The organism is Bacteroides caecimuris, from assembly GCF_001688725.2.
Classification (GTDB): domain Bacteria; phylum Bacteroidota; class Bacteroidia; order Bacteroidales; family Bacteroidaceae; genus Bacteroides; species Bacteroides caecimuris.
On the sequence record NZ_CP015401.2, the window covers coordinates 1,194,440 to 1,219,241 of the forward strand.

The following is a 24,802-nucleotide window of genomic DNA, read 5'->3' on the forward strand; positions in this document are numbered from 1 at the left end:
ATTCTATGATGCCAACATAAATATAATGCCAACATAAGGCCGCAAGAACTATCTCTTCTGCGGCAATCATGAAGCAGCTGAAGATGCTGCTGTGATTTACTCTCTGATGGGATGCTGCAAAGCGGTAGGCGTAGACTTCAATGAGTGGATGAACTACTTCCTTAACCACGTTCATGAGTATGATAATGATTACTCAAAGGACTTGGCTGAGTTGCTTCCTTACTCGTTCAAAGAGCGTGCAATCATTTAAGAATCTCCTAAAAAGTAAGAGATGTCTCTTAAAAACTGGAACTTTTTCAGAGGTAAGCATTCGGTAAACCACGTATTTTTTCCTCAAACTTCCGTCATTAACTTTACGTCCAAAAAGCAAAGTTATGATGACACGAGAAGAAGTAGCAGAGATAATGAACTACTGCAAAGAGCACAAAGTGACTTATAAGTCAAGATTAGAGGAACTCAATATCCCCATATGGCGGTTTTATGACAGCAAATCCCGTTATGCCGCCGAGCAATCATCTGGTAAAACGGCTCAAGGTGAGTTTATCGAGCTTCCGCACAGCGGATCTTTTGTTCCTGTTCCTTCATTTGCCGGTACAACCGGACGGAAACAGAAAAGCACACCGGCCACGCCAAACGGATTGAAAGAGATAGAAATACGTACCCCGGCCGGTAGTGCCATATGCATTTGCGGTGAGCTAAATGAAAAGGAACTGTTTTCAATCATCCAGGCCTGCAGCCATGTTCAACCTTAATGACAGCATGCGCTATCTGTTATATAACCGCCCGACTGATATGCGCAAAAGTTTTCATACTCTCAGCGGTGTCATCACCGACGCCATGGGTCAGGACCCCTGCAACGGCAATGTGTATATCTTCATAAACCGTGCCCGTAATCGTATAAAGCTCCTGCATTGGGAGCCGGGCGGCATGGTGCTGTACTCCAAACTTCTGGAAGCAGGAACCTTAGGAAAACCTGATTCTGCCAATGACAATGAGGTCTGTACAAATATAGAATGGCGGGAACTTGTCATGATTGTGGAGGGTATCATGGAAGACCGCGACTCCCGTCGCACGAGACTTGAAAACCTGAAGAAACTTCGAAAATAGTACCCATTTTTTACTCTGTTTGCTTTTGTATGTCATTGGATTTTAGTATATTTACATTGTGAAACAATGAGATGCAGATGCTTACGGAAGAACAGGAAAAAGCCTTATTGGAAGAATTAGAGCAGCTCCGTCATGATAAAGCGGCGCTTATCAGCAGGGTTTCCTCACTGGAACAATCCCTATACTGGCTTCGGAAAAAAGTCTTTGGCCGGATGAGCGAGAAGAATCTTCCGCTCGATCCCAACCAACTGTTCCTGTTCTCAAAAGCAGAAATGTCCTCCATGGAAATATCCCGAATGAAGGAGGAAGTCCGCAAAAGCGATGAAGAAATCACCAGAACCATAAAAGTCAGGGAGAAGCCGGCTCGCAAGCCCTTGGATACATCTTCTCTTTCGGTAGAGGTTGTTGATCTTTACCCCGAAGGGACAACTGATGCGGAAGGTCGGCTTAAGGATGATTTCATTGAAATCGGAAAGGAAGAGAGTTCACGCCTGGAACGTGTTCCGGCAAAATTATATATCCTGAAGACTGTCCGTCACAAAGTGATAAGTAAGTCCGATATGGAGAAATACCCTGAGGAAAGGCAGATTCTGATTCACCCTCTACCTCTTGTTCCGGTCAGTAAATGTATGGCAGGCGCCTCGGTCCTGACGGACATTATCATCGGTAAGTTCATGTATCATCTCCCGTTCTATCGTTTGATACAGCAGTATCGCGAATCAGGAATCAGCATAAGCGAATCTACCATGTGCGGATGGTATGAAATGGCGGTGGAGAAACTCAGGTTGCTGTACAACCTGCTCAAACAGAAGATACTCTCCAGTGAGTATATACAAGTGGACGAGAGTGTCGTTCCTGTGCTGGACAATGAGAAACATAAGGCGAAAAAGGGGTATGAGTGGTGCGTACGCGATGGTATCACGGGGGACGTCATGTTCCATTATGACCGTGGCAGCCGTTCGGGTATGGTAGCCCGTGAACTGCTGGGATGCTACCATGGCATTGTACAATGTGACGGCTATGCAGCTTACGAACAGTTTGAGCAGATGAAAGGAATCACTCTGGTCGGCTGTTGGGCACATGTCAGAAGGAAGTACGTGGATGCCCTGGAAGAAAACAGGACGCTGGCCACACAGGCGATTCATTACATCGGTAGGCTGTACAAGGTAGAGTCTGATGCCGGTGAAGCCGGACTCACAGCTGAGGAGCGTAAGGAAAAACGTATTCGTGAGGCCTATCCGCTGATACTTGAATTTGAAAAATGGTTGCAGGACACCTATCTTAGAGTGCTTCCTAAAAGCCGTATGGGTAAAGCCATCGAATATACGTACACGCTTCTTCCAAGACTTTCCAGATACGCAAACGACGGAAGAATCGAAATTGATGACAACCGTATAGAAAATGCTATAAGACCTTTGGCTTTGGGAAGAAAGAACTATCTGTTCTGCGGCAACGATGCATCCGCATACAGGGCTGCCATCGTATACTCACTGATAGCCACCTGCAAATCAGCAGAAGTAGACCCCAGAATCTGGATGGAAGATGTCCTGAGCAAAATCCCATATTATGAGAGGGATGAGAAGAATATGGAAGAACTTCTACCACGTAATTGGACAAAATCCTATCAAACTTGTTCCGAATAGATACTATTAGTTCCGAATCAGCTACGAATAGCACCGATTCGGAACTAATTCACAAAATTTGCAACGTGGTTTACCGAATGCTTACTTTCAGAGAAAAGTCGGAATTCTTAAGAGATATCTCAATATCTTTAAAGACCTCGTGAGACGGGGTTTACCAAATGCTTACGCTGAAACCAAAGGCTATATGTTGTCAATGGATTTATCTGCTATATAGAAAGTCAAAATCGACTGTGTAGAAAACTTTTCAATTCAATTTCAACCGCCAATGTAAAGTAGCACAAAGTGACCACCTATCAAGATTTGATAGATGGAATGAATTCAATAGGGTAGGAATATGTTATTAAACGAAAGCACCGAAAACTAAATTTTCCGGTGCTTTCGTTTAATAATTTTCATAGAAAACAAGATTCCCTTTTTTTCTCAATTTTACAAGATCATCTGGTGCGACAGAATTCGGAAGAAATGAATATTTGGTAAATTGTGGATTCCGATGTGGCAAAGTAATATTATTGCCATTATTCATGTACTCAAAAGGACCCGCAATTGAGATTTTTGTTTTTAAATCTTTTGAGATAAACAACAAACCTTCTGATTTTTGAAGTGTAATATTGAGGTTTTTAGTATCAAAATATATACATTGAGCAGAGATGCCACTTTTGCCATAAGAATAGGTTTCTCCTATATATGAATCTGAATGTTTGGATTTTAAGGCGGAACATATAATATCATTCCATACATCTGCTATATCTATGGAAGTGTTTTTATACAGATTTAATTGTTTATTCTGATGATGTTTGATTTTGTTTGTGTGTATAAATTGAGGTAGTACTAAGTTGCTTGCTTGAAAGACAGAATCAACATCATTGATATTATTTTGATAAGATCTATAATACTGGTCATCTCTGCTTAATAATATACAGTGCTCCAGTTTTTTATCTTCCTTGGGATGCATACATGAAACTAAAACCAAGCAATCTTCTTTTGAAATTTTAGTAGATAAACAAAGACTATTTGTTGGAAACACCAATGCCTCATGTAAGACGTGCTCATCGAAATCTAAATTCAACTCATTCCGTAAACAGTTTAATTCCTCTTGAATTTTATTGATGATTTCAACTTTTATATGATTATAATCTACACTATTTCTGTTCCATGTTCTTTTAATTCTTGCTTTTATAGCATCTTTGTCTAGTTCCTTGTCTTTTCTGCAAAAGAAAGAATATAACTTATCTTTAAAACTTGTATATTCTATTTTGCTTGATTTGGACATAAATAGTTGATATTTACGAACTTCTGTGTATTCAAATAAAACATAGTGAGAAGACCGTAAATTGACAAAAGGGCATGAACACAAATAATCTATTGACTTATTTAATAAAGGATAAGTACCTTCAATATAATCCACCAATATATTTGTGTCGAGATATATATTTACTCTATATTTTTCATCAACAATCATAATATTAATAAACTTTCATATACTGTTTTACAAAAGTTTGATTGATTCTCCCATTTTCTGGTAATTCGTCAACAGCCCTTTGAAGTAATGTGTAACAAAGTTTAAGAATGAACCTTGGAGATCCCTTCAATTGCACATCTTTTACTTCTAACATTTCTTTTATTCCCGATTCATCAAATGGATAGATGTCGTCATCTATGCTTTCTGAACGAGCTATTGATAAATAGTTCGCAATCATTTTTTTAAGTTCTGCTTCATTGAGAGGCTTAAGGTCAACAAAACTACCTTTAATTCTACCGGCTAATGGTGGAGAATAACTCTCTATAATACTAAGAGCTTTACCCGTCATTGCAAATACTGAACACCAGTTCTTTTCTCTGTCTATCAACAAACGAAGATTACGTAAATAATTGTCAACGTCTGATTTTTTCAAGCGTTCCGCTGTAATTTCTTCGAACTCGTCAATTAATATAATAAAATCTGTATATCCCAACTGTTTTTGAACAATCCCTACTATTGCTTTTAAGATGTTTACTTCTCTTTTATCTAATTCTTTGACATTTCCAGTAACAAGCATATCCCAAGATTTTGAAATTCCAATAGTCTCAGAAACAATATCATAAAAATAACTTGCAACAACCGCAGACTCTGACTCTTCTATAAAACAACGAATCATATGATCTTTTAATAATTGAATAAAAGATTTTTTTTCGGTTGCACTACGTCGTATTGTTATTGAATCTATTAGTTCCTTATAGTTCTGGATTTTTTCAATTAGAAGTAGTGAAGATGTTTCCTGTTCGGAAAAAAAAGTGTTCTCAATAGGCCTTCCTGTTGCTTCTTTCAAAATCTCTTGTTTAGCATCAATATTATTATCCAAGTATGAAATAAAAATATTCCATAGATATTTTCTAAAATTCTCGATTCCTATTTGAGATATAATACCTCCAATTAATTCTGATAATTTTTGACCAGGATTGTCGATATATATAACATATGGTCTAATATTATCTAATTTAAGATTTTGAAGAAGATATTTAATATACATCAAGGTCTGAGTTTTACCAGAGCCATATTCTCCTCGAACAATCAAACTAATATATTTATTATCTAAGTCTTTTCCATTAGTTGCACTATTATATAGTGCGTCCTTTATATACTCAAAAATGGTGTTTACCACTTCATCATTAACAGGAGACAAACTACTGACAATGTCGTCTGACTCATTGATGATTGCTATTCCCGATTTTGGGAATGGGTTATAATTCAGAAAAAACTTCTCTTTTAATATATTTTTCTGATTCTCAATTTGGCTTAATTTTCCCAGTATATCCATTGACATGCTATGATAATTTTAATAAGTGAGTAATATATGTATTTCCCATCAACGGAAATAAGAATTCTTCTTTTTTCTGAACAAAAATAGCAGATGTGCTTTGCGCTCTATACCGATGAGGCATTCTTACACATTCATCTACTAATTTGCTTTTGATGTCTTCTAAAGAAAATCTTTCTTTTGATATTAAAAGTTTTATGATATCGGGTATATATATATATTCTGCCTGATACTCATTGTCAATAAAATCAAAGATTGAATAGTTCCTTGGCATTGATTTCTTATAATATACTATATTTAAACTTTTAACTGAAGGAATAAAATGTATACCCCATGCCTTTAAAGGAAACTTTTCAATTAGTCCCAAAGTTTCTCCCCATTTTATATAAACATCCCAAAATCGCATAATTTCGGAATCTTTTTTATCTATTTCAATAATGTGCTCATAATTATCACAATCAATCATAAAGCTATTTACAAACCTTCCATAACTTGAAAATGAATAAATTGGATTTGATTCATTGTATAATATGTCTAAAGAGGGTTGCTGCTCACTAGTTATAAATAACTGATGAAATTCCCTAAACCTAAAATAATTTATATAGATGTCCTTGAATATTCTTACATCCTGCTCTGTTAGTTTATCCTCTTTGTTGTCAAATAGGTTCACATTTATAGGTTTATTTTCATCAATGGAGATTAGACCGAAATTTTTAAGAGCATTAACAATTTCCAGCATATTCCGATTTGTCCATTTCTTTCCACTCTTAGATATTATGTTATGAGAGTTGCAGACATTAAACAAGTGAGTTATAGTCCTCGTTGTATTATTGCATAGAAGATTGTATACCAATTTTAAATCTTCCAAAAAATAGACATATGAATAACTCCACTTCTTACCCTCATTATTTTCTTTTTGTGAAAAAAAAGTGTGATATTCAGATTTTGCTATGTCTATATATAGTTCCATTATCTACTTAAAATTAAAATATTTTCGGATAATTCTACACTATGCCTATTTTTTAAGTTTTTCCATTTATTGCCTCTTTCCCTTATCTTATAAATTTCATAATCTCCGAAACCAAGTGATTGGGATATTTGACCTATAATCCTAGTTGTTGGAACATATACTCCATATGGCGCAGAATCGCCCAATATAAGATAAGCTTTACTATTTGGTTTCAAAACACGATACATTTCTTTCAAAACATAATACATATCTTCAAAATAATGCATCATAAGAATATGAAAGCTTTTCTTGCCTTTACGTTCTTTGGAGTTTTTAAGAATGTTATAAAACAAATTTTTCAATTCTTGCATTAATAACTGATTTGAAGCTGCAAATTCTGATGTACAAAAAGTCTCAATATCAAAATCAGCATCCTTATAATGCGTTGTTGCTCCTGTAACAAGATTATGTCTTACCTTTTCTGTTATATCACGCCAATTGTTGGTTAACTCAAAAAAATGAGTATGGACTTTTGAAACTTCTCCATAATCTAAATTATTAAGATATGGAGGTGAAGTGATACATAAATCACAACTACTATCACTAATATAATTGTTCTTTTTACGTGAATCTGCATTATAAACCTGCGCAAGACGATTATTATGTGGCACACTCCTTAAGTCCTCAAGCATTTGCTTGGCAATACTTTGAAACTTATCTAAAGCATTGCCGCAATTCACTTGTTTTTTTGAGCGTACAATATAAGGGACTGCAATAGGATGTATTGCCGACTTATGCAATGTTTGACTTATGGCCAAGTTGAAAAAAAGTTCATATTTTTCGTTATTCAACAAACGTATTGCATCTCTTATCAAATAAAGTTCTTTAAGAGTAGCTTTATCATACAAACCTTCCAACAGTTCATGGCAGTGTAAATCTAATACATCAATATTATTATGCATTTCTACATAGTGCAGTATTTGATGCATACATTTATTGTATGTGTCAACATTAATATCCCAATTTAATTTGGCATTAATAACATCACACATTAATTTTTGACTCTCATTTCCAATTGATAAGATGCCTTTCTTCTGCGCAGCAACAAGTGTCGTTCCACAACCAGCAAATGGTTCGTATATGCAATTTGGAATAGTGTCCATATCATCTACGATAAAATCTACGAACTTGTACGAAAAGCCCGCTGTGAATTTGTACCAATTATGAATGGCACTTCTCATGTTATCTTTTGCAGATCCTATATTTGTATCAATTATCATTTATCGCTGTCTATGGTATACAACAAACCCAATTTACGTGGCAAAGATACAACTTTTCCTTCAATAAAATATGCAGAGGATGCAAAAATGAATAAATTAAAGGGTTAAAAAAATACTTTATTGCTCTACCCTTTTCAGATATATTTTCCTACCTTTGCAGTCAGAAAAACGTTCTTTTGAATTACTGCAAAACGAGGTGAAACACAGAATTTTGCTGGTTTCCAAATCGATACCTATTAAGCTGCAGAAGTTTGCAAGTGCTTGAATTTTAGCAAGAAAGAAAACCCACCATGTCTTGCCAGATGACTACTTCCAAACACAGCTTAGGTCGCTTTAAGGAAATTATAGACGAATACATTCGACTGGGATTCAACAATATATTTCTACGTTCGCTCAATCCATATGGATTTGCGAAACAATATAAAGATAAGATAGCCTACCCCGTAGAGGATTTCATTGCCAATTATAAAGAGGGATTGGATTACATCATAGAATTGAATAAACAGGGAACCTTCTTCGTAGAGGGTTTTGCCGCATTATTGTTAAAGCGAATGCTGACACCCTTTGCTACCGGTTTTGTAGATTTACAGTCACCGGCAGGAGTAGGAATTGCTGGTGCAATCTATGATTACGACGGCAATGTATATGTATCTGATGAAGCACGTATGATGGCACGTTTCAAGAATTACTATTTCAGATTAGGCAATGTAAATGAAAATAGCTATCAGGAAATGTTTAATGGTGAGTTGCTTCATCATATCATTGCTTCCGCTTGCAATGAATGTCTGCCTGTTTGTACAGAATGTGTATTTCAACCATATTGTGGTGCAGACCCTGTCCGTAATATGTCAGAACAGGGCGATATGATAGGCTTTAGACCGACAAACGAAATGTGCAGGAAAACAAAAGCCATCATACACTACTTGTTTGAGTTGTTGCAAAAGCATGACCCTGAGATAAACAGAATATTTTGGTCTTGGTTAAATTGATTGCGCTATGAAACAGATTCAAGGAACTTCCTATAACATAGGAGGTGACATCGTTGGACGTATCACCTTTGGTAAGGTAAATTTGTTCAGTCGTTCCAACGACATATTGGTTTGTAAAGACGCAAGCAAACCATCATTCGGCTATTTAGCTACTATCACAGAAGCGGAAACTTTTTCTTCTAAAGGTAAACCGTATTGTGTGGTAAACTGTGTTGATGAATTTCAAGAAGGCGATGTAGTTGTTATCAACAAGCAAGGAGAAGTCATTTTCGTGTACGAGATAAATTCCAATCATAATGCACTGATGGCAACGGAGCGCTGTAACCATCGCTGCATCATGTGTCCACAACCACCTATCCTGCAAGAGAAAGACAAAACTCCATTCAACCTGAAACTTATTTCCTTGTTTAATAAGAGCACACAAGAGATTGGTATTACGGGAGGAGAACCAACTCTCATAGGAGACAATCTCTTTACGTTGATAAACCACATTAAAAAAGAATTACCCAAGACTGCAATCAGCATTTTGTCTAACGGAGTAAAGTTTGCAGACAAGGGATATGCCATGAAACTGCAGGGCAGACGCATTATATTTTGTCTATCAATTAGTCAACTATTATCTATATTTCATTTTTATTATTTGTCTTATTATTAATCTATTAATATTTTGTATATTAATTATTTATTTGTATTTTTGTTGTATTGAATTTAAACAAAAATAAACCCTAAAATGAGCTTAATTAGTCTTTGTAAACAACTTGAAGATCCTCGTATTGACCGAAAAAAAGAACACTCTTTGGAAGTCATCGTTTATATAGCCTTGTGTGCTGTAATCTGTGGAAGTGAAAGCTGGAATGAAATAGAACGGTTCGGTATTTGTAAGTTTGACTTCTTTAAACGTCGTTTTCCTGATTTAGTAAAGATCCCAAGTCATGACACTTTCAATCGTTTTTTCAGTTTACTCAAACCCGGTTATTTTGAATTGGTCTTTCGTGATTGGGTATCTGAGCTTTGTGGTAAGTATGAAGGGGTTGTTGCTATAGACGGTAAAATGCTTCGTGGAGCAAGTAAGTGCAGCAAAGACAATCCCTTTGGCAAAAAAGGATTCAAGCTTCATATGGTTAGTGCCTGGGCTGTTTCCAATGGAATCAGTATGGGTCAGGTAAAAGTAGATGATAAAAGCAATGAAATCACCGCTATTCCTTCTCTTATAAAATCTCTGGATTTGCAGGATTGCATAGTGACAATTGATGCTATTGCATGCCAAACAGATATTGCCGAAGTAATAATAGAAAATAATGCAGACTATATTCTGGCATTAAAGGCCAATCAAAAAAACAGGTTAATGGATGTGGAACGCTGGCTAGACGAGATGGATGGTGTTGATATTGATCGGCCGGTATACCGTTCACACTATGGAAAATATGTCACAGAGGAGGTTTCTCATGGGAGAATTGAGACTCGTGAATGTCTGGTTTATAGCCCGGGAAAGATTATGGAATCAATGCTGAAAGATAAATTTGAGGGGGTCAAGTCCATCGTAAGAATTAGTACCGAAAGACTGGAGGTAGCCACTAAAAAACTTTCCGTAGAAAAAAGATATTACATTACTTCACTAGGGCTAAAACCGAAAGAAATTTCAGAGGCTATAAGATCGCATTGGGATATAGAAAACAGGCTACATTGGCAGTTAGACGTATCGTTTAGAGAAGACGCAGGAAGGAAAGTAGGTAATGCTGCGCAAAATTTTTCTTTAATTAATAAGATGGCCCTTTATATCATCAAACAAGATGAAACAAAGGGCAGTGTAGCAGCCAAAAGAAAAAACGCAGGATGGAATGATGAATATTTGTTCAAACTATTAAATAAGATAAAAATATAATGCGTTTGCCCTGCATGAAACTGGCTAAGTGCAGACATCAAGATTTGCAAATAGATATACCGTTATTCTCAGACATTGCGGAAGAACACAATCGTATTGTTGGTGCAAATACCTTTTATAAGACGGTGCAAGGATTGTACAATCTTGCGCTATTCCATCAACGTATTGGAATCCGAATAGTTGTCCATAAACAAACATACAAACGGCTTCCCCAGTTTGCTGATTTCATCTATCATAACTTTCCTTTTGTTGCCCAAGTAGCTTTTATGCAAATGGAAACGACAGGACTAGCAAAGGAAAATTTTGAAGAATTGTGGATAGACCCTTATGACTATAATAGAGAATTGCGTGAAGCGGTTCTTTTACTTGCCGATAGAGGTATGAAGCCATATATCTACAATGCGCAACTATGCGTATTGCCTGATGAAATTCGCTGCTATGCCCAGCAATCTATTTCGGATTGGAAAGATATATACATCCCCGAATGTGAGGGATGCGTATTAAAAGGGCAATGTGCTGGATTTTTTGAATCAAATCGTCAGGCACATAGTGCGCATATTAAGAAAATAGAGCATATATCATCCGATATATCGTGTTAGGTAACAAAATGTTTAACTTTTAAAAAGGAGGTATCAATGAAGAAACTCTTGTTCTTTGCAGTCTCTGCAATTCTTGCAGGTGCAAGTTACTGTTCCTCTGTTAGTGAAAAGATTGTTGCTAAGGTAACTAATAGCGACACTCAAATCGAACAACAGCAGGAACAGTCATTGGTGTTGGAACAGTCCTCTGCCGAGTTTAAACTACTCGCCAGCCACAGTTCTCACAGTAGCCATAGCTCGCATAGTTCACACAGTTCTCATCGCTCTCATAGTTCGCACTATTCGAGCAGATAAGTATTGATTTTTCAAGGGACGTACTAAGTTATATTAATACGTCCTTTGATTATGTACAGACAACTTTTATTCTTAATCTACCAAAAGGTATTTGTTCTCAGATTTTTAACACTATTTTTAGTATTAAAAACAAATAGGAATAAAATTTATGTAGACTTATTTCTTCATTAGACTTCTATAGATTTGTTTTTGTATATGCGCGCGATGTGTGCGCGTTGCAAGGAAAATCTCCGTAAACTCTATTATTTCAAAGAAATTCATATTCACAGATAGACTGTATTTTCAATTGTGTTTCTTCTCTAAACTTTTCTTTTTCATTATTTCTTTGGACATTTCGTTTAGGATGTATATTCGGTCCATATTTCATACAAATAATGGGAATTATATTATCATTCGAATAAAATGTACTTAAATCTTTTCCTTCCTGTTTTAAAGATGCCTTTAGATAAAGAAAAAAATCTTTTATTTGTTTCATCGCATGGCTAAAATTCTTCCATAATGTTTTATCTTTGGTCAATGGTTCAACATCCATCTTGAACTCGACTAAGAGTAATTTATTGTTATCAAAAATCATACAATCACATCGTCCCCTCGGAACACCATCTCCCACATAATCCTCTAAACCGTGTTTGATGATTCCCCCATCAATACAGATATGAATGATTTCATTCCTCCCACCATTTGTTATTTTCAACGACTTATCTTGATTTACATCTGTGTCGATAAGAAAAGTTCGCTTTGACAAACTACAATCATAGGCATATAAAGGTGTACCACAAAGGCGGTCTATTGTATAAGGATTGGACGTATAAATTGTCTGAATTATATTGCAAAAGTTATTTCTCATATCTTAAATCATAGAGTATAAAAAATCGAACTCATTATTAATGTTTTCCGTTTCCTCATCAATAAAATTATCCCCGATGAGTTGGGTCACATCATCAAGAATAGATTTACAATATACATCGGAATTAGCTTTTAATGCGTATGCTTGGAATTTTTCAGGGTCAATATTCATACATTCCTTAGCCGCTGTTTTCAAATTCTCTGTTGAAAAGAATTTCTCAATTTCTTTTTTCTTATCTGATTGTGCCCTGATAACTTTTGTATAATACAGCATATTATTGAATGTCGCTTGTACATAAGGACTATGTGTAGTAATAATAAGCTGGCTATTGGTTTTATTGGCAACCAAAATTAATAATTCTATCAGCAATTTCTGTGCTTTAGGAAAAAGATGTGTTTCTGGTTCCTCTATGATACGTGACGCTTTCTGTTTTTCATTCAGTATATAGATGACATCTTGAATGATACGTATAACCTCTTGCTGTCCAGAAGAAGACATACTTAACGGGACGAATTCTCTTTCATTATAGAAAATTTTCTCCATGCCATTCTCATTCTTATAATCTCCATGTAAAATTTGCGATATAATAGTGTGTATTAATTGCCTAAACGGAGTATTCTCAACATTTTCTTTTGCCCCATTAAAATAGTCTGCGAGAAATTTAGAATAACTAACAAATTCCTTAATCAAATTTATGTCTACTGTATTTGTTTCTTTATTGCTATATAATGCAGACTTAAGTTCTCCAAAAAACAATAGCTGAAACTGTTCCGGGTACGAAACCGTAATATTCCTTCCTGCAGGTAAAAACAACGTCTCCCTATCATCAAAGAATGTTTTATTCACTTCTACGGTCATCTTCTTTATTAAAGCATTCTTAGCCTTTTCTTGCAAAATGAAATTCATTTTATTTTCATTACTGGAATCTATTTGCTTTTGTAAGGCAATGGTCTTCTTGCTTATAAAATCCCAATAGTCATTATCAAACTGTATTTGCAGTGATTTCTTTTTAAAAAGAGTTAATTTATACCCTTTCTCGGTTGAGAAAATATACTGAATACAAAAATCGTCATCCAGCCTAGAAGTATACCCGAAATATACGGCAAATTTATTTTGAATATTAGATATTAACTTCTTCTGTAATTCGACTAATGAACGCTTGTTTGTCTCATATAGCAAATTGAAATAATCCTGTTTTAAGGATTTGAAAAAATAGATTAATTTGGCAATCGTACTTTTTCCGCTCGCTTGTTCTCCTATCAGAAATAGAAAATCCTTAACTTCTATTTCTGCATGACTTATTTGCCTGAAATTCTTTATTATAATCTTTTGCATATATTACATATTGTATATAAGGAATACAAAGTTACGAACACTTTTGGGAAATACTTAATCTTTTGGTGAAAAAACACTTAAATATTATTTCTTTGATTTTTCGGAGACAAACTCATGGAAATATCTTTTTTAATTTACAAATTAAAAATTTTATATAAATTTGTATTATTGGTGTCCACTAAAAAATCGGAATAGTTCTTTGAAATGATTGATATTTAATTTGTTACAAGGGATTTTCCAGTCAACGGATTTGAAATTACTTTTGCGGTCATAATCAGACTGTTATGAATAAAGACAAATACGTTTTCGCTCAATTAGCCGAGTTCATAGATAGAAATCACTTTAATTATCTTGTTCGCAAATATTTGGTAGACAAGTATATAAAGTCCTTCTCCTGTTGGAATCAACTGCTTGTAATGATGTTCGGACAACTTGCAAAATGTGAGAGTCTGCGTGACTTAACCGTAGCCCTTGAAGCTCATTGGCGGAAGTTGTATCACTTAGGTATGGGTAAGTCCGTAACTCGAAGTAATCTGGCCAAGGCAAATGAACAACGTGACTATAGAATCTTCGAAGATTTTGCCTATCATATGGTAACAGAGGCTCGTTCCAAAAGCACCGGGAAGACATTCGGCTTTGATGGTCATGCCTATGCTTTTGACTCAACCACGATAGACCTCTGTCTTGAAATTTTCGGATGGGCAAAGTTCCGTAAGCACAAAGGCGGAATCAAGGTTCACACACTCTATGATATTGAAGCACAGGCACCAGCATTCTTTCATATAACAACGGCATCAACCAATGACATTAAAGCAATGCCCGAAATACCATACGAAAAAGGTGCTTATTATATCTTTGACCGAGGCTATAACGACTTCGCCAATTTGTTCAATATTGAACAGATAGAAGCAGCCTTTGTGGTTCGCGCCAAAAAGAACTTGAAGTTCAAACAAATCTTCTGGAAACGGAAACTTCCGAAGAACGTTCTATCAGACTCAACCATTGAGTTTACCGTTTATAAAAGTTCTAAAGATTATCCGATTCTGCTTCGAAGAGTTATCTATTATGATGAAGGACAAGACCGGGAGTTTGTATTCCTGACAAACGATTTTGAACTTCCCGTACTCATTATAACTGAACTTTATCGCAACCGATGGAGTGTGGAATTGTTTTCAAATGGCTCAAGCAGCACCTCAAAATAAAGAAGTTCTGGGGTACAAGCGAGAATGCTGTAAGAATACAAATCTATTGTTCTATAATTACTTACTGCTTGGTGGTGATTATAAAGCACGATATGAAACTCGAACGCTCGGTTTATGAAATACTACAAATAATAGGAATCTCGCTTACCGACAAGACGTATCTGAGAGACCTCTTCGACAAATCAAATATCAACAATGTCAATGAACGACTCGATTCAAGTGAACCAAGTTTATTTAATTTTTAATCGCCCACTTTTTTAGTGGACAGTAGTGAATTTGTATAGGATTAAACAACGAGTCAAAACAAAGTGGAAGATAGGAAACAAACTGCACCGAAAAAGAAGAAAAAGCTTGTGTTGGCACTCCAAATAAGTTAATAATCAATAAAAGTGTTAAATCTTCACCCTTTAGAATGTACCCTTAAAGGTTGCGACCATATTTCTGATTTATTACTTGCAAATTATTGAGTAATAACTGGTTGCAAATACTCATCTTGAAAGGCACCATCGGTTTCTCACCCATGAAATCCTCCAAAGCTGAATATACATAGAATCTTTCCGCTTTCTTTTCCCCTGCACGCAGCGCATTGCGATATCCCCATTTGCGTTCCTCCTTTGTTATCGCACGTTGCCCCACTACCAGAAAGGCCGCAGCCGCTCTCTTTTTCCATGTGCTTATCCTGCTCATCAGGTAAAAGAACACCAATAGGACAATCCATATAATCAGTTTTTCCATTCTCTATCTTCTTTGTTATTGATACGCTTTATAGGCACGTTATGCCTTTTCTTTTGGAAGGTTATAATTTGTTCTTATTATGATGCACTTCCATTTGCAAAGATACGCAGAAACAGCATATTCCAATCCACCTTTTTAACTTATCTCATTTGGTTTTTCTTCTTATATATCATCTGTTTACATACACTCCTGTTATAAAAGGTTTCACCGCAATCCTTTTTCCCAAAGACAGCCAAAGTCTTTTTTGACAGGAAAAGTAACCTTCTGATAACTTTTTCCTTGTTTAACAGCCTTTTCCTTCTTCTATCTAACCGATAGGCTACTGAAACTGCCGGCAATATCGTTTCTCCACTTTTTATAGTCAGCCTTACGTTATCTATATCCCAATGAGTATTGCTTTATATCAACAATGCCTATGTGATTGCTGATTTTCACGGTTTCCTCATTTCATAATGAAGTTTCCATTCTGATTTGCTCCTTTACCTCATGGATAGAGCCACGTGCGGTTATTAGCATACTTCAGCTTCCTTTCCGACTATTACTGCTATTTTCTTCGCCCTCCCTTCGTCAATCTCTTTTTGATGGCGAAGTCACAATATTTTTCAGATGCAAAGATATAATGCAGCGATGCCGAAGCATCTACGGGTCACTCCGTTCTGACCAATGACATACACGAAAATCTTCCGACATTTTTCTACTGCGTGAAAAATATAGCGTATTTGCGTGCTATCCCTGGTGCCGCCCTATACCTGCAATATCCGATAGCATCATAAAAATTAATTGTTTAACTTCTAAAAAATAGAATTATGAAGAAAGTAGTAGAAAATTCATTCGCAGTAACAGGTTTCGTTGGTAAGGATGCAGAAATCCGTCAGTTTACAACAGCAAGCGTAGCACGCTTCCCACTGGCAGTAAGCCGCAAGGAGCAAAACGGAGAAGAATATGTGTCATCTTTCATTTACGTGGAAGCCTGGCGTAAAAATGACAGCACTTCTTTTGAGTTGTTGAAGAAAGGCAAAAACATTACAGTCAAGGGATTTTTCAAACCCGACGAATGGACTGACCAGCAAGGTGTCAAACATAACCGTATCATCATGGCAGTCACCGACTTCTATGAGCCGGTGGAGAAAGAAGAAGAAAAAGCTCCTGTCGCTTCAAAAAAGAAGAAAGTCAAGAAAGCTGCTTAACAGCAGTTTCTCCTTTCAAAAACGGCTTCGGCCGTTTATTTATGTTCAACAGATGCATTTACGCATACTCTCTTTTTTTAACCAATCCTCCCTGTTATATCATATTGATTCCCATTGTACCACTATAAAGAAGCATATTGCTCTTTTGGCTCGCAAGCCGGCACATCACTTTTCGTGCGGCGAAATTAGAATGAAGCCCGGAAATAGCAAGCCACACGTTGCTCGTATGATGAAAATAGACTATTGCATAGTTGATTTTCATATCCGGGCTTGCCTTATTCCATCAATGGCTTCATTCAGGGGATGCCTTAAAAAGTCTGATATGCCGACCTGCGGAACTGAAAAGTAACGTAGGGAAAACAAGTCAGGCATTGAGAAAATAATAGTATTAACTTAAAAAAAGCTATATGGAACGAAGTATCGAAAGAGTACCCACATGGGCATTGCCTTACATGGCTAACGGAGACGCCACAGGACTGAAAGACAAAGAGATTAAAATGATTGACAATCTATTGCGTAATCGGTGTATCGAACTGGTATGCCCCATTGCAGACAGCGTGCAAGGCGGTATGCCACCTTATTATACCAAAGACCCACTATTCGGCAAGGCAACCGAAGTGGAAGATTGTATCGTTTTTTATAATATCTAATTGAGACGCTATGAATGTGACATTTGAAAATCTTATTAACGTATGGGATGCACAAATTCCCAACTTATTGGTTGAACTGGTAAACCATGCTGTATTTGCAACAGACAAAGCTGGTTTTCAAGCTGTTGTTACAAAATTGTCTGAAACCACGGATTTTGACAAGTTCTTTGCTTATGGATACGGCAGACAACATTTTTGGCTGAAGCAACGCCTTGCCTCAGACCCTTCCAAATACATGGATGAACGGTTATTGATAGTAGATTTTTGTAGGTACAACCCAAAGAATGAAGATGATGAAGGTAATATCGAATAGAAATCCTCCAAAGGAAAGTTGCATCGAGGAAATAAGGCAAGGTCAAAAAATGATTCTTTGGTCTGACGACAACATATCTATCTCTATGATATTTAATAATCTGACCGGACAAAACTTTAAAGCGGATGAATACAAAGCCTATATCCGTAACATTGCTTTTGGAAAAATGGGATTTGTGCCAGGCACGATTGAACTTTATAAAGGAGGTATATTGATAGCAAGCGGCATAATTCCAGCTTTATAACCAGTCAATAATTAAAATAAAATATATGGTAACAGCAAGAACATTAAAAGGAGCGCAAGTATATGTAACATTTTATCTTGATTGTGAGGAAAATGTAGGTGGCTATTATTGCCAAGTATATACCGATGAAAATTGTATATGAGAAATAGACAATTTCATGGTTCATGTGAAAGATATTGTAGATAAAAAAGACCCGTATGCTGCGGCAGAAGAACTGGTAAGAGAATATATAGAATCAATCAAAGAGTATTAAAATTACCTATTGAGTGTACAATGAAACAAACCAATTCACATAATCAGGTAATGGCAGTGGCACTTACCGGCCACCGTTTCATACCCTACGACAAAGTACCTTCGCTTCGGCAAGCATTAAGGACAGTGATATTGGAACATTACAATCGAGGCATCCGCATATTTTACTGTGGCATGGCGATGGGCTTCGACCTGCTTGCCGCAGAAACAGCCTTATCCATGAAAGAAGTATATTCCGACATTACATTGGTTGCCGCCGTACCTTATTGTGGGCAATGCGAGAAGTTTACACCTTATAATAAGGAACGCTATCGTAACGCTCTTACCAAAGCGGACGAAGTTGTAATACTTAATGAGAGCTATGTCGACGGCTGTTTTTTGCAGAGGAATGACTATATGCTGTCATGTTCCGCTTGCTTGATAGCCTATTTTGATGGAGTACCCAAAGGAGGTACATACTATACCTTCAAGAGAGCCAGGCAGCGAGGTATGTCGATTGTCAATCTGTTTTAATCAATGAAAGGTTTTGTGTATGATTGCACAGAGCCTTTTTCTTTTGGTCAGCACTGCGCTCTAATTACCTGTCATAACCTATTCCCTTTTTTACCATCCGCTCCAAGAACGGCTTCCCTTCCACTTTTACCCGAAATGGCTCCTTTTATAAACTTTCCCTATCCTCTAATAACGTGACAATCAAGATTGCCTTCTTGAGCGTGATTCCACCTAGCCCGGATTTATTTTTCCGCAAAGGTAACGTCCGGTGTCAAGACTTGTCAAATCCGGCTGTGCCGTGGATGTCTTCACGAAATCTTCCTCTCACAAGTTCGAGCGTATTTCCTTCGTCAGATTTGCCCGTATTGCCCCGTCACCTTTTCGGGGCAGAAAAATAATTCCCGGCAGGTTGCAACAACCAGCCCGAAGAAAGGGAAATATTAAACAAAAGGTTAAATATACACGTATGAGTTACAACAAGTTAAAAGCATTAGAGGGCAATATCGAAGCGATAAGCACAGCCCTTGCCATTCACGAGGAACGCAGAAATGCGACCACCGCAGAGCGTGAGACATTATCCAAGTTTACAGGCTGCGGAGGTATCAAGGAAGTATTGAGTATCGGAACGAACACCCCCATACCCGACACCATGCAGGAAGCCGTTAAACGCTTGCTCTCCGTCCTGTCAAAAGCGGCAAAAGGGAATGAAACACTTTACAGGCAACTCCTGCAAAGTCTGAAATCGTCCGTATTGACAGCTTTTTATACCCCGACATTCCTTATTCAAGCTGTAGCCAAGCAAATCAAAGACACTTTCACGGCAAACGACCTTAAAATGGGCACATTCTTAGAACCGTCCGCCAGTATCGGCGGTTTCCTACCAGTCGGAGATATGGCTACACATCGGACGGCTTTTGAGAAAGACCTGCTTACCGGACTTGTATTGTCCGCCCTGCATCCCGACACACAGGTATTCATCGAAGGATTTGAAACGATTGACAGCCAAGAGACGGAACACAACCGCTTTGACGTAATCGCTTCCAACATACCGTTTGGCGACTTCCGTGTGTTCGACAATACTTTTAGCAAAAAAGGCGGCATCTATGCACAGGCTTCCAAGACCATCCATAACTATTTCTTCGTGAAAGCCGTTGAGAAACTGAACGAGGGCGGCATATTGGCTTTCGTCACATCAAGAGGTATCGCTGACACACAAGGCAACCAATTCGTGCGTGACTATCTTGTACACCGTTGCAATCTGATTACGGCATTACGTTTGCCTGATAGCCTGTTCATGCAGACAAGCGGCATTGAAGTAGGCAGCGACCTGTTGATATTCCAAAAGAGCGGCCGTAAGGTAACGCTTACAGACCGTGAAAAGCTGTTCATGGAAACAACCCGAGAAATCATACCAGGTAGTGACCAATATACCGGACATGCCAATAAATTGTTTACTTTACCAAAAACCGCCTTGTTTACAGAAAGTCGCATACAAACCAACCAATATGGGGAATATGTGCGCAAATACCGCTGGCAGGGAGAGGAAGCCGATTTGCAACAAACCCTTTCCTCCATGCTGAAAGCCGACTTTGAGCGTTTTTTCAGAAAGAACCTGTTTGCCACACCAAACAAAGGCATTGGCGGTATACAAATGTCACTTTTTGATTGCTTTAATACCAACAAGGCGGCACAACCCAACGGGGAAAAACGCACGTACACAGGCACGTTGCACAAGTGGATGAAAAACGGCACGTTGGTACTCTTTGAAAACCAACTTGGCACACTCCGCTACAAACAGGCAAACTGTTTTTCCGACATGACCGTTACATTCGTACCTTTAAAAGTCTCCCGGATAAACATAGAGCGTGCCAACGATTATTTTCCTATCCGTGAAGCCTACTTTGAACTGACAACTAAAGAAAGCGAGGAACTGGCCGAATATCCGAAGCTAAGGGAACAACTCAACAAACACTATGATACTTATGTGCGCAAGTGGGGCTTTTTCCACCACAACGACAACAAGGAGTTTTTCTCTTGGGATAGTCTGGGCATGGAAGTATTCACGATTGAAATGCAACTCGGAAAGGACATCTGTAAAGCCGACATCATGCACGAGCCTGTTGCATTCAAGAAAATAGATACTTCCATTCAACTGACACCGGTAGAAGCATTGGCAAGCAGCCTTAACTATTACGGTTCGGTCAATATGAACTATCTTGTACAGACAACCGGACAGACCGAAACAGAACTGACAGAAGCCCTTGCCGGTGAGATATTCTACAATCCTTTGACGGATTGTTGGGAGAACAAAGGCAAATTCCTTGCAGGTAATGTCGTGGAGAAGTGCAAGGAGATATGTACCGTTCTTGCCGACCTGACAGGCAACGCTCAAAAATGGGCGGCTACATCTGTCGAGGCTTTGGGAGATGCGACCCCCGAACTTATTCCGTATGAAGAACTTGACTTTAATATGGGTGAGCGTTGGATTCCGGCAAGTATTTACGCTTCCTTTGCCAAAAACCTGTTCGGGGTAAACACAACGGTGATGTATTTTGATGTGAACGACACCTATATTGTCTCTTTGCAAGGCCATTCTCCCATTGCCTATAATGTCTATTCGATTGGAAGCTATAACGGGGAAGCCCTGTTCGTCCACGCCCTGCACGATACGGTTCCGGAAATCACCAAAGAGATAATGCGCAACGGTGAAAGTATCCGTGTACCCGATGAAGAAGCCATACAAGCGGCATCCACGAAGATACAGGAGATACGCCGCAAGTTCAACGAATGGTTGGATTACCAACCTATCGCCGTGCGTGATGAATTGGTACGCCTGTATAACGAACGCTTTAATTGCTACGTCCGTCCTCATTATGACGGTTCGGCACAGACATTCCCCAACCTCTCTTTTGAGCAGTTTCCATACGACGACCTCTATCCCTCACAAAAGGATGCAATCTGGATGATTAAGCAGAATGGCGGTGGCGTATGCTGGCACGAAGTTGGTGCAGGCAAAACAATGGTAATGTGTGTGGCGGCTTATGAAATGAAGCGTTTGGGCATGATACAGAAGCCGCTCATTATCGGCTTGAAAGCCAACGTACACGAGATTGCGGACTGTTTCCGCAAGGCATATCCGACCGCAAAACTTCTCTATCCGGGGAAAGAGGACTTCACACCTGCCAACCGACAGGAATTGTTCTCTAAGATCAAGAACAACAACTGGGATTGCATCATTCTCACGCACGACCAGTTTTCCAAGATACCGCAATCCGAGCAGACCATGCTGGAGATATGCGAGCAGGAACTTCAAGACGTGGAACGCTCTTTGGAAGTGTTGGAGGAAAGTGGTATGGCTGATAACAACAAAAGGTTACAGAAAGGTTTGGAGAAACGGCAGAAGAACCTCAATGCCAACTTGGAAGCCTTAAAAGAGAAACTTGGTGAGAAAAAGGATGATTGCGTTGATTTTCATGCTATGGGCATCGACCACATCTTCATTGACGAATCGCATTATCAGAACTTTTATAAGTTTCCTGTTAAATTACTTAATTATTTAGTAATCATTTATTTTGCACAGTAGATAGTTCTGATTATATTACGTCTATAATTGTAATAACTTTCAAACAAAATGCGATTATGGACATATTTAATCTAAATGAAAAAGTCAATGGTCTTGTTTCTTATTTGCAAGACACCGGTTATTCAGCCATGTACATAGACTATGTGAAGAAAATGGCTGAGTGGCTATCAGGAAATGCTAACCATTACAAATGGCAGAGTCTCACCGACGTTGAACCGACACTAAAAGTATTGTGGTCCAACAAGTATACTTATAGGAACAAGGTACGCCTGTTACGTGTAATCTGCCAATATATCGAGAATGGATTATTACCCGATGGTCGTAAACACTATAGTAAACCGCACCACTACGAGTTGCTCTGCGCAGAATACAAGGATGTAACAGACATGGCTTTCAACACGGTAGGTAGATGTTGCAAATTTTCAACGAATGTGAAGTATGCACTATCTTCGTTCTTCTTCCGGCTACAGGAAATGGGAGTGTACTCATTAGAGTCAATAACAGGAAATGCGGTATTGGAAGTATTTTCCAAAGACGGAAAACCGAATATGGGCCATTCGCTCAAATATTCGGTGGAATATGGACTGAAAGCCTGTTTGCCCCACTATGGCAAATCCGTTGAACGTATAATCGCATATCTGCCGGCTATACCCAACATGCGGAAGAATATTCAATACCTTACGGATCAAGAGCTTACTGCTATCAGGCATACTTTAGAATACGATGGCACAATATCCCTACAGGACAAAGCCATCATAACCTTGGCCATGTACACGGGATTGCGTGGGTGTGATATCTCTGCACTCACGCTTAACAGTTTCGATTGGGAACACGACCTGATAAAAATCACTCAGGTAAAGACCGGACAGCCACTGACATTGCCACTCCGTGCCGTGGTAGGAAACGCTGTATTTGATTACCTGCTCAAAGAACGTCCCCGAAGTTCGGAACCATATGTTTTTCTCACAGTACACGTGCCATACAGAAGGCTTCATACAAGCAATCTCGATGCCATATGCTCAAAAGTCATGTGCAAAGCAGGAATAAGACAAGGTAAAAATGAGAGAAAAAGTCTGCACCTATTCCGCCATAATGTGGCGACGACTCTGTTGCAAGGCGGTGTGCAGCAACCTGTCATAAGTGCCACCCTCGGTCATGCGTCCCCAGATTCTCTTGACCGTTACCTTAGTGCGGAATTCAAGAGGCTGAAGGAATGTTCATTGAGTATAGAACACTTTCCCATAGGAAAGGGGGTGTTTGACGTATGAAGACAATTTCATTCCTATCCAAAGCTATAGAAGGATATGTAAAATACCGCAAGGCTTCCGGGCGTTACAGTTATAGCTATATCAAGAACATAATACAGTTCGACCATTTTTGCGTAAGGGAATATCCAGAGCAAACCGAACTTACCCAAGAAATCGTTGACAGGTGGTGTAGGCAACGTCCGACTGAATGCACAAACTCTTGCGTGTCACGTGTCTATCCTGTTTCGGACTTCATCAAGTACATGAAAAAGCGTGGAATGACGAAAATTGACTTGCCGCAAGTGCCAAGGTCTGTACCGAGAACTTATACGCCGCATCCTTTTACACACGATGAATTGAAACGCTTCTTTGACGCTTGCGACAACATAAAGCCAAGGCGTGGCAGACTCGCGGCTATCCAGCGCATGACACTGCCGGTGTTCTTCCGCTTACTGTATAGTTCAGGAATAAGGACAACCGAGGCCGTCCTGCTGGAACGCGATGACGTAAACCTTGAAAACGGCGTGGTATCCATCAAGCGCGGCAAAGGGTATGACCAACATTATGTAGTCCTCCATGACACAATGTTGCCCCTGATGCGTATTTATGACGGAAAAATAGATGGGCTGACTCCGAACCGCAGGGTGTTTTTCCCGACACCGGATGACAAGCCGCACCCTCCTGTATGGGTAACGTACCACTTCAGGGTGCTGTGGCAAAGCTGCAATTCATCCCACGCGATCCCATACGAACTGAGGCACAACTACGCCATAGAGAACATAAACAGCTGGACGCACCAAGGATTTGCAGTACACGACAAGTTATTAGCTCTAAGCAAGAGCATGGGACACAGACAAATGGAAAGCACATTGGCTTACTATTCTTTGACCCCTGCGATTTCTGATATAATAGCATATGCCGATAGCGAAATAGAACAATCATTAATATTAGAGACAGATGAAAAAGAAGATTAACTTACAAGCAATACAGATTGCTAGTTATTTACATGAGTGGCTTGAGTACTATGTGCCCTCAATAAAAGCTTGTAGCCCTCACACGAAAAGAAACTATAAAATTTCAGTGACACTCTATGCTGAGTTTCTTAAGAAAGTGAAAGGCATTTTACCGGAAACATTGAATGCAGAGTGCTTCTGTAGGAAATATATCATGGAAACCT

At 38.4% G+C, this 24,802-nt stretch carries 24 protein-coding genes and 3 pseudogenes; 19 read left to right on the top strand and 8 right to left on the bottom strand.

The window, feature by feature from the left end; all coding sequences use genetic code 11:
• Positions 1 to 37: 37 nt before the first annotated feature.
• From A4V03_RS04890 to tnpC, 4 genes and pseudogenes are all read left to right on the top strand, one after another.
• Positions 38 to 250, top strand: a pseudogene (locus A4V03_RS04890) (IS66 family transposase); the annotation flags it as partial.
• 124 nt (positions 251 to 374) lie between these two features.
• Complete coding sequence (locus tag A4V03_RS04895; protein ID WP_236588665.1) at positions 375 to 752, top strand: hypothetical protein; 378 nt, start codon at positions 375 to 377, stop codon at positions 750 to 752.
• A 7-nt stretch (positions 753 to 759) separates the two neighbouring features.
• Entirely contained in the window at positions 760 to 1,107 is a 348-nt protein-coding gene (gene tnpB, locus A4V03_RS04900; protein WP_236588664.1) for an IS66 family insertion sequence element accessory protein TnpB, read from the top strand.
• A gap of 77 nt (positions 1,108 to 1,184) precedes the next feature.
• The gene (gene tnpC / locus A4V03_RS04905) at positions 1,185 to 2,750 is read left to right on the top strand and encodes an IS66 family transposase (protein ID WP_158213959.1); all 1,566 of its coding nucleotides are present in this window, start codon (positions 1,185 to 1,187) and stop codon (positions 2,748 to 2,750) included.
• Between the two features lie 382 nt (positions 2,751 to 3,132).
• Here the strand turns inward: tnpC and A4V03_RS04910 are convergent, their stop codons facing one another.
• The 4 genes from A4V03_RS04910 to A4V03_RS04925 are packed head-to-tail and all read right to left on the bottom strand — an operon-like array spanning position 3,133 to position 7,657.
• Positions 3,133 to 4,209, bottom strand: coding sequence for a hypothetical protein (locus tag A4V03_RS04910; RefSeq protein ID WP_065538158.1), 1,077 nt, complete (start codon positions 4,207 to 4,209; stop codon positions 3,133 to 3,135).
• Positions 4,210 to 4,213: 4 nt separating this feature from the next.
• Positions 4,214 to 5,551, bottom strand: coding sequence for a hypothetical protein (locus A4V03_RS04915; RefSeq protein WP_065538159.1), 1,338 nt, complete (start codon positions 5,549 to 5,551; stop codon positions 4,214 to 4,216).
• 1 nt (position 5,552) lies between these two features.
• The gene (locus tag A4V03_RS04920; protein ID WP_065538160.1) at positions 5,553 to 6,515 is read right to left on the bottom strand and encodes a hypothetical protein; all 963 of its coding nucleotides are present in this window, start codon (positions 6,513 to 6,515) and stop codon (positions 5,553 to 5,555) included.
• Positions 6,515 to 7,657 (bottom strand): class I SAM-dependent methyltransferase, encoded by a 1,143-nt coding sequence (locus tag A4V03_RS04925; protein WP_236588663.1) that lies wholly within the window; start codon positions 7,655 to 7,657, stop codon positions 6,515 to 6,517. Before A4V03_RS04925 ends, A4V03_RS04920 begins: the two co-directional genes overlap by 1 nt.
• A 419-nt stretch (positions 7,658 to 8,076) precedes the next feature.
• Between A4V03_RS04925 and A4V03_RS04930 the strand changes: the two genes are divergently transcribed.
• The 5 genes from A4V03_RS04930 to hxsA2 all read left to right on the top strand — a co-directional run bounded on the left by A4V03_RS04930 (position 8,077) and on the right by hxsA2 (position 11,538).
• Positions 8,077 to 8,763: an SPASM domain-containing protein gene (locus A4V03_RS04930; protein ID WP_240504330.1), complete on the top strand. Its 687-nt coding sequence runs from the start codon at positions 8,077 to 8,079 to the stop codon at positions 8,761 to 8,763.
• Positions 8,764 to 8,770: 7 nt separating this feature from the next.
• Entirely contained in the window at positions 8,771 to 9,418 is a 648-nt protein-coding gene (locus tag A4V03_RS04935; protein ID WP_236588661.1) for a 4Fe-4S cluster-binding domain-containing protein, read from the top strand.
• Between the two features lie 75 nt (positions 9,419 to 9,493).
• Positions 9,494 to 10,645: an ISAs1 family transposase gene (locus A4V03_RS04940; protein WP_065538162.1), complete on the top strand. Its 1,152-nt coding sequence runs from the start codon at positions 9,494 to 9,496 to the stop codon at positions 10,643 to 10,645.
• Between the two features lie 14 nt (positions 10,646 to 10,659).
• Complete coding sequence (locus tag A4V03_RS04945; protein WP_236588660.1) at positions 10,660 to 11,244, top strand: hypothetical protein; 585 nt, start codon at positions 10,660 to 10,662, stop codon at positions 11,242 to 11,244.
• A gap of 36 nt (positions 11,245 to 11,280) precedes the next feature.
• Positions 11,281 to 11,538 (top strand): His-Xaa-Ser repeat protein HxsA2, encoded by a 258-nt coding sequence (gene hxsA2 / locus A4V03_RS04950; protein WP_016272192.1) that lies wholly within the window; start codon positions 11,281 to 11,283, stop codon positions 11,536 to 11,538.
• A gap of 247 nt (positions 11,539 to 11,785) precedes the next feature.
• Here hxsA2 and A4V03_RS04955 read toward each other — a convergent pair whose 3' ends face one another.
• Both A4V03_RS04955 and A4V03_RS04960 read right to left on the bottom strand, forming a co-directional pair.
• Positions 11,786 to 12,385, bottom strand: coding sequence for a hypothetical protein (locus A4V03_RS04955; RefSeq protein WP_157447988.1), 600 nt, complete (start codon positions 12,383 to 12,385; stop codon positions 11,786 to 11,788).
• A gap of 3 nt (positions 12,386 to 12,388) precedes the next feature.
• Positions 12,389 to 13,720 carry an AAA family ATPase gene (locus tag A4V03_RS04960; protein WP_065538164.1) on the bottom strand — a complete coding sequence of 444 codons (1,332 nt, stop codon included), beginning with the start codon at positions 13,718 to 13,720 and terminating at the stop codon, positions 12,389 to 12,391.
• A 284-nt stretch (positions 13,721 to 14,004) separates the two neighbouring features.
• Here A4V03_RS04960 and A4V03_RS04965 point away from each other — a divergent pair.
• Positions 14,005 to 15,167, top strand: a pseudogene (locus A4V03_RS04965) (IS4 family transposase).
• Between the two features lie 175 nt (positions 15,168 to 15,342).
• Here the strand turns inward: A4V03_RS04965 and A4V03_RS04970 are convergent.
• The gene (locus A4V03_RS04970; protein ID WP_065538165.1) at positions 15,343 to 15,657 is read right to left on the bottom strand and encodes a hypothetical protein; all 315 of its coding nucleotides are present in this window, start codon (positions 15,655 to 15,657) and stop codon (positions 15,343 to 15,345) included.
• Between the two features lie 806 nt (positions 15,658 to 16,463).
• On the opposite strand from A4V03_RS04970, the gene A4V03_RS04975 reads away from it, so the two are divergent.
• Positions 16,464 to 16,844: a single-stranded DNA-binding protein gene (locus A4V03_RS04975; RefSeq protein ID WP_065538166.1), complete on the top strand. Its 381-nt coding sequence runs from the start codon at positions 16,464 to 16,466 to the stop codon at positions 16,842 to 16,844.
• Between the two features lie 94 nt (positions 16,845 to 16,938).
• Here the strand turns inward: A4V03_RS04975 and A4V03_RS20640 are convergent, their stop codons facing one another.
• Positions 16,939 to 17,106, bottom strand: a complete 168-nt coding sequence (locus tag A4V03_RS20640; protein ID WP_157447989.1) for a hypothetical protein — start codon at positions 17,104 to 17,106, stop codon at positions 16,939 to 16,941.
• A gap of 145 nt (positions 17,107 to 17,251) precedes the next feature.
• Between A4V03_RS20640 and A4V03_RS04980 the strand changes: the two genes are divergently transcribed.
• From A4V03_RS04980 to A4V03_RS21280, 8 genes and pseudogenes are all read left to right on the top strand, one after another.
• Positions 17,252 to 17,494: a DUF6926 domain-containing protein gene (locus A4V03_RS04980; protein ID WP_004319494.1), complete on the top strand. Its 243-nt coding sequence runs from the start codon at positions 17,252 to 17,254 to the stop codon at positions 17,492 to 17,494.
• Positions 17,495 to 17,504: 10 nt separating this feature from the next.
• A complete protein-coding gene (locus A4V03_RS04985; protein ID WP_004319491.1) occupies positions 17,505 to 17,807 on the top strand; it encodes a hypothetical protein in 303 nt (100 codons plus the stop codon).
• The gene (locus A4V03_RS04990) at positions 17,785 to 18,051 is read left to right on the top strand and encodes a DUF7688 family protein (protein ID WP_227225014.1); all 267 of its coding nucleotides are present in this window, start codon (positions 17,785 to 17,787) and stop codon (positions 18,049 to 18,051) included. The genes A4V03_RS04985 and A4V03_RS04990 overlap by 23 nt, the downstream gene beginning before the upstream one ends.
• Positions 18,052 to 18,354: 303 nt before the next feature.
• Complete coding sequence (locus tag A4V03_RS04995; RefSeq protein ID WP_081354200.1) at positions 18,355 to 18,816, top strand: SLOG family protein; 462 nt, start codon at positions 18,355 to 18,357, stop codon at positions 18,814 to 18,816.
• Between the two features lie 445 nt (positions 18,817 to 19,261).
• Positions 19,262 to 22,378 (top strand): N-6 DNA methylase, encoded by a 3,117-nt coding sequence (locus tag A4V03_RS05000; RefSeq protein WP_084081197.1) that lies wholly within the window; start codon positions 19,262 to 19,264, stop codon positions 22,376 to 22,378.
• A 56-nt stretch (positions 22,379 to 22,434) separates the two neighbouring features.
• On the top strand, positions 22,435 to 23,646 hold the full coding sequence (locus A4V03_RS05005) for a tyrosine-type recombinase/integrase (protein ID WP_008640397.1): 1,212 nt from the start codon (positions 22,435 to 22,437) through the stop codon (positions 23,644 to 23,646).
• Positions 23,643 to 24,599 (top strand): tyrosine-type recombinase/integrase, encoded by a 957-nt coding sequence (locus tag A4V03_RS05010; RefSeq protein ID WP_008640396.1) that lies wholly within the window; start codon positions 23,643 to 23,645, stop codon positions 24,597 to 24,599. Before A4V03_RS05005 ends, A4V03_RS05010 begins: the two co-directional genes overlap by 4 nt.
• Positions 24,583 to 24,798 (top strand): annotated as a pseudogene (locus tag A4V03_RS21280) (tyrosine-type recombinase/integrase); the annotation flags it as partial. The gene A4V03_RS05010 and the pseudogene A4V03_RS21280, both read left to right, overlap by 17 nt.
• Positions 24,799 to 24,802: the final 4 nt, after the last annotated feature.

Coding starts and splice junctions, on each gene's coding strand:
- A4V03_RS04985 (WP_004319491.1), top strand. CDS start 17,505: ATGAATGTGACATTTGAAAATCTTATTAACGTATGGGATGCACAAATT.
- tnpC (WP_158213959.1), top strand. CDS start 1,185: ATGCTTACGGAAGAACAGGAAAAAGCCTTATTGGAAGAATTAGAGCAG.
- A4V03_RS04940 (WP_065538162.1), top strand. CDS start 9,494: ATGAGCTTAATTAGTCTTTGTAAACAACTTGAAGATCCTCGTATTGAC.
- A4V03_RS04990 (WP_227225014.1), top strand. CDS start 17,785: ATGATGAAGGTAATATCGAATAGAAATCCTCCAAAGGAAAGTTGCATC.
- A4V03_RS04960 (WP_065538164.1), bottom strand. CDS start 13,720: ATGCAAAAGATTATAATAAAGAATTTCAGGCAAATAAGTCATGCAGAA.
- A4V03_RS04975 (WP_065538166.1), top strand. CDS start 16,464: ATGAAGAAAGTAGTAGAAAATTCATTCGCAGTAACAGGTTTCGTTGGT.
- A4V03_RS04955 (WP_157447988.1), bottom strand. CDS start 12,385: ATGAGAAATAACTTTTGCAATATAATTCAGACAATTTATACGTCCAAT.
- A4V03_RS04930 (WP_240504330.1), top strand. CDS start 8,077: ATGACTACTTCCAAACACAGCTTAGGTCGCTTTAAGGAAATTATAGAC.
- A4V03_RS04895 (WP_236588665.1), top strand. CDS start 375: ATGATGACACGAGAAGAAGTAGCAGAGATAATGAACTACTGCAAAGAG.
- A4V03_RS05010 (WP_008640396.1), top strand. CDS start 23,643: ATGAAGACAATTTCATTCCTATCCAAAGCTATAGAAGGATATGTAAAA.
- A4V03_RS04910 (WP_065538158.1), bottom strand. CDS start 4,209: ATGATTGTTGATGAAAAATATAGAGTAAATATATATCTCGACACAAAT.
- A4V03_RS04925 (WP_236588663.1), bottom strand. CDS start 7,657: ATGGACACTATTCCAAATTGCATATACGAACCATTTGCTGGTTGTGGA.
- A4V03_RS04980 (WP_004319494.1), top strand. CDS start 17,252: ATGGAACGAAGTATCGAAAGAGTACCCACATGGGCATTGCCTTACATG.
- A4V03_RS04995 (WP_081354200.1), top strand. CDS start 18,355: ATGGCAGTGGCACTTACCGGCCACCGTTTCATACCCTACGACAAAGTA.
- tnpB (WP_236588664.1), top strand. CDS start 760: ATGCGCTATCTGTTATATAACCGCCCGACTGATATGCGCAAAAGTTTT.
- A4V03_RS04920 (WP_065538160.1), bottom strand. CDS start 6,515: ATGGAACTATATATAGACATAGCAAAATCTGAATATCACACTTTTTTT.
- A4V03_RS05000 (WP_084081197.1), top strand. CDS start 19,262: ATGAGTTACAACAAGTTAAAAGCATTAGAGGGCAATATCGAAGCGATA.
- hxsA2 (WP_016272192.1), top strand. CDS start 11,281: ATGAAGAAACTCTTGTTCTTTGCAGTCTCTGCAATTCTTGCAGGTGCA.
- A4V03_RS05005 (WP_008640397.1), top strand. CDS start 22,435: ATGGACATATTTAATCTAAATGAAAAAGTCAATGGTCTTGTTTCTTAT.
- A4V03_RS04945 (WP_236588660.1), top strand. CDS start 10,660: ATGAAACTGGCTAAGTGCAGACATCAAGATTTGCAAATAGATATACCG.
- A4V03_RS20640 (WP_157447989.1), bottom strand. CDS start 17,106: ATGAAAATCAACTATGCAATAGTCTATTTTCATCATACGAGCAACGTG.
- A4V03_RS04970 (WP_065538165.1), bottom strand. CDS start 15,657: ATGGAAAAACTGATTATATGGATTGTCCTATTGGTGTTCTTTTACCTG.
- A4V03_RS04915 (WP_065538159.1), bottom strand. CDS start 5,551: ATGTCAATGGATATACTGGGAAAATTAAGCCAAATTGAGAATCAGAAA.
- A4V03_RS04935 (WP_236588661.1), top strand. CDS start 8,771: ATGAAACAGATTCAAGGAACTTCCTATAACATAGGAGGTGACATCGTT.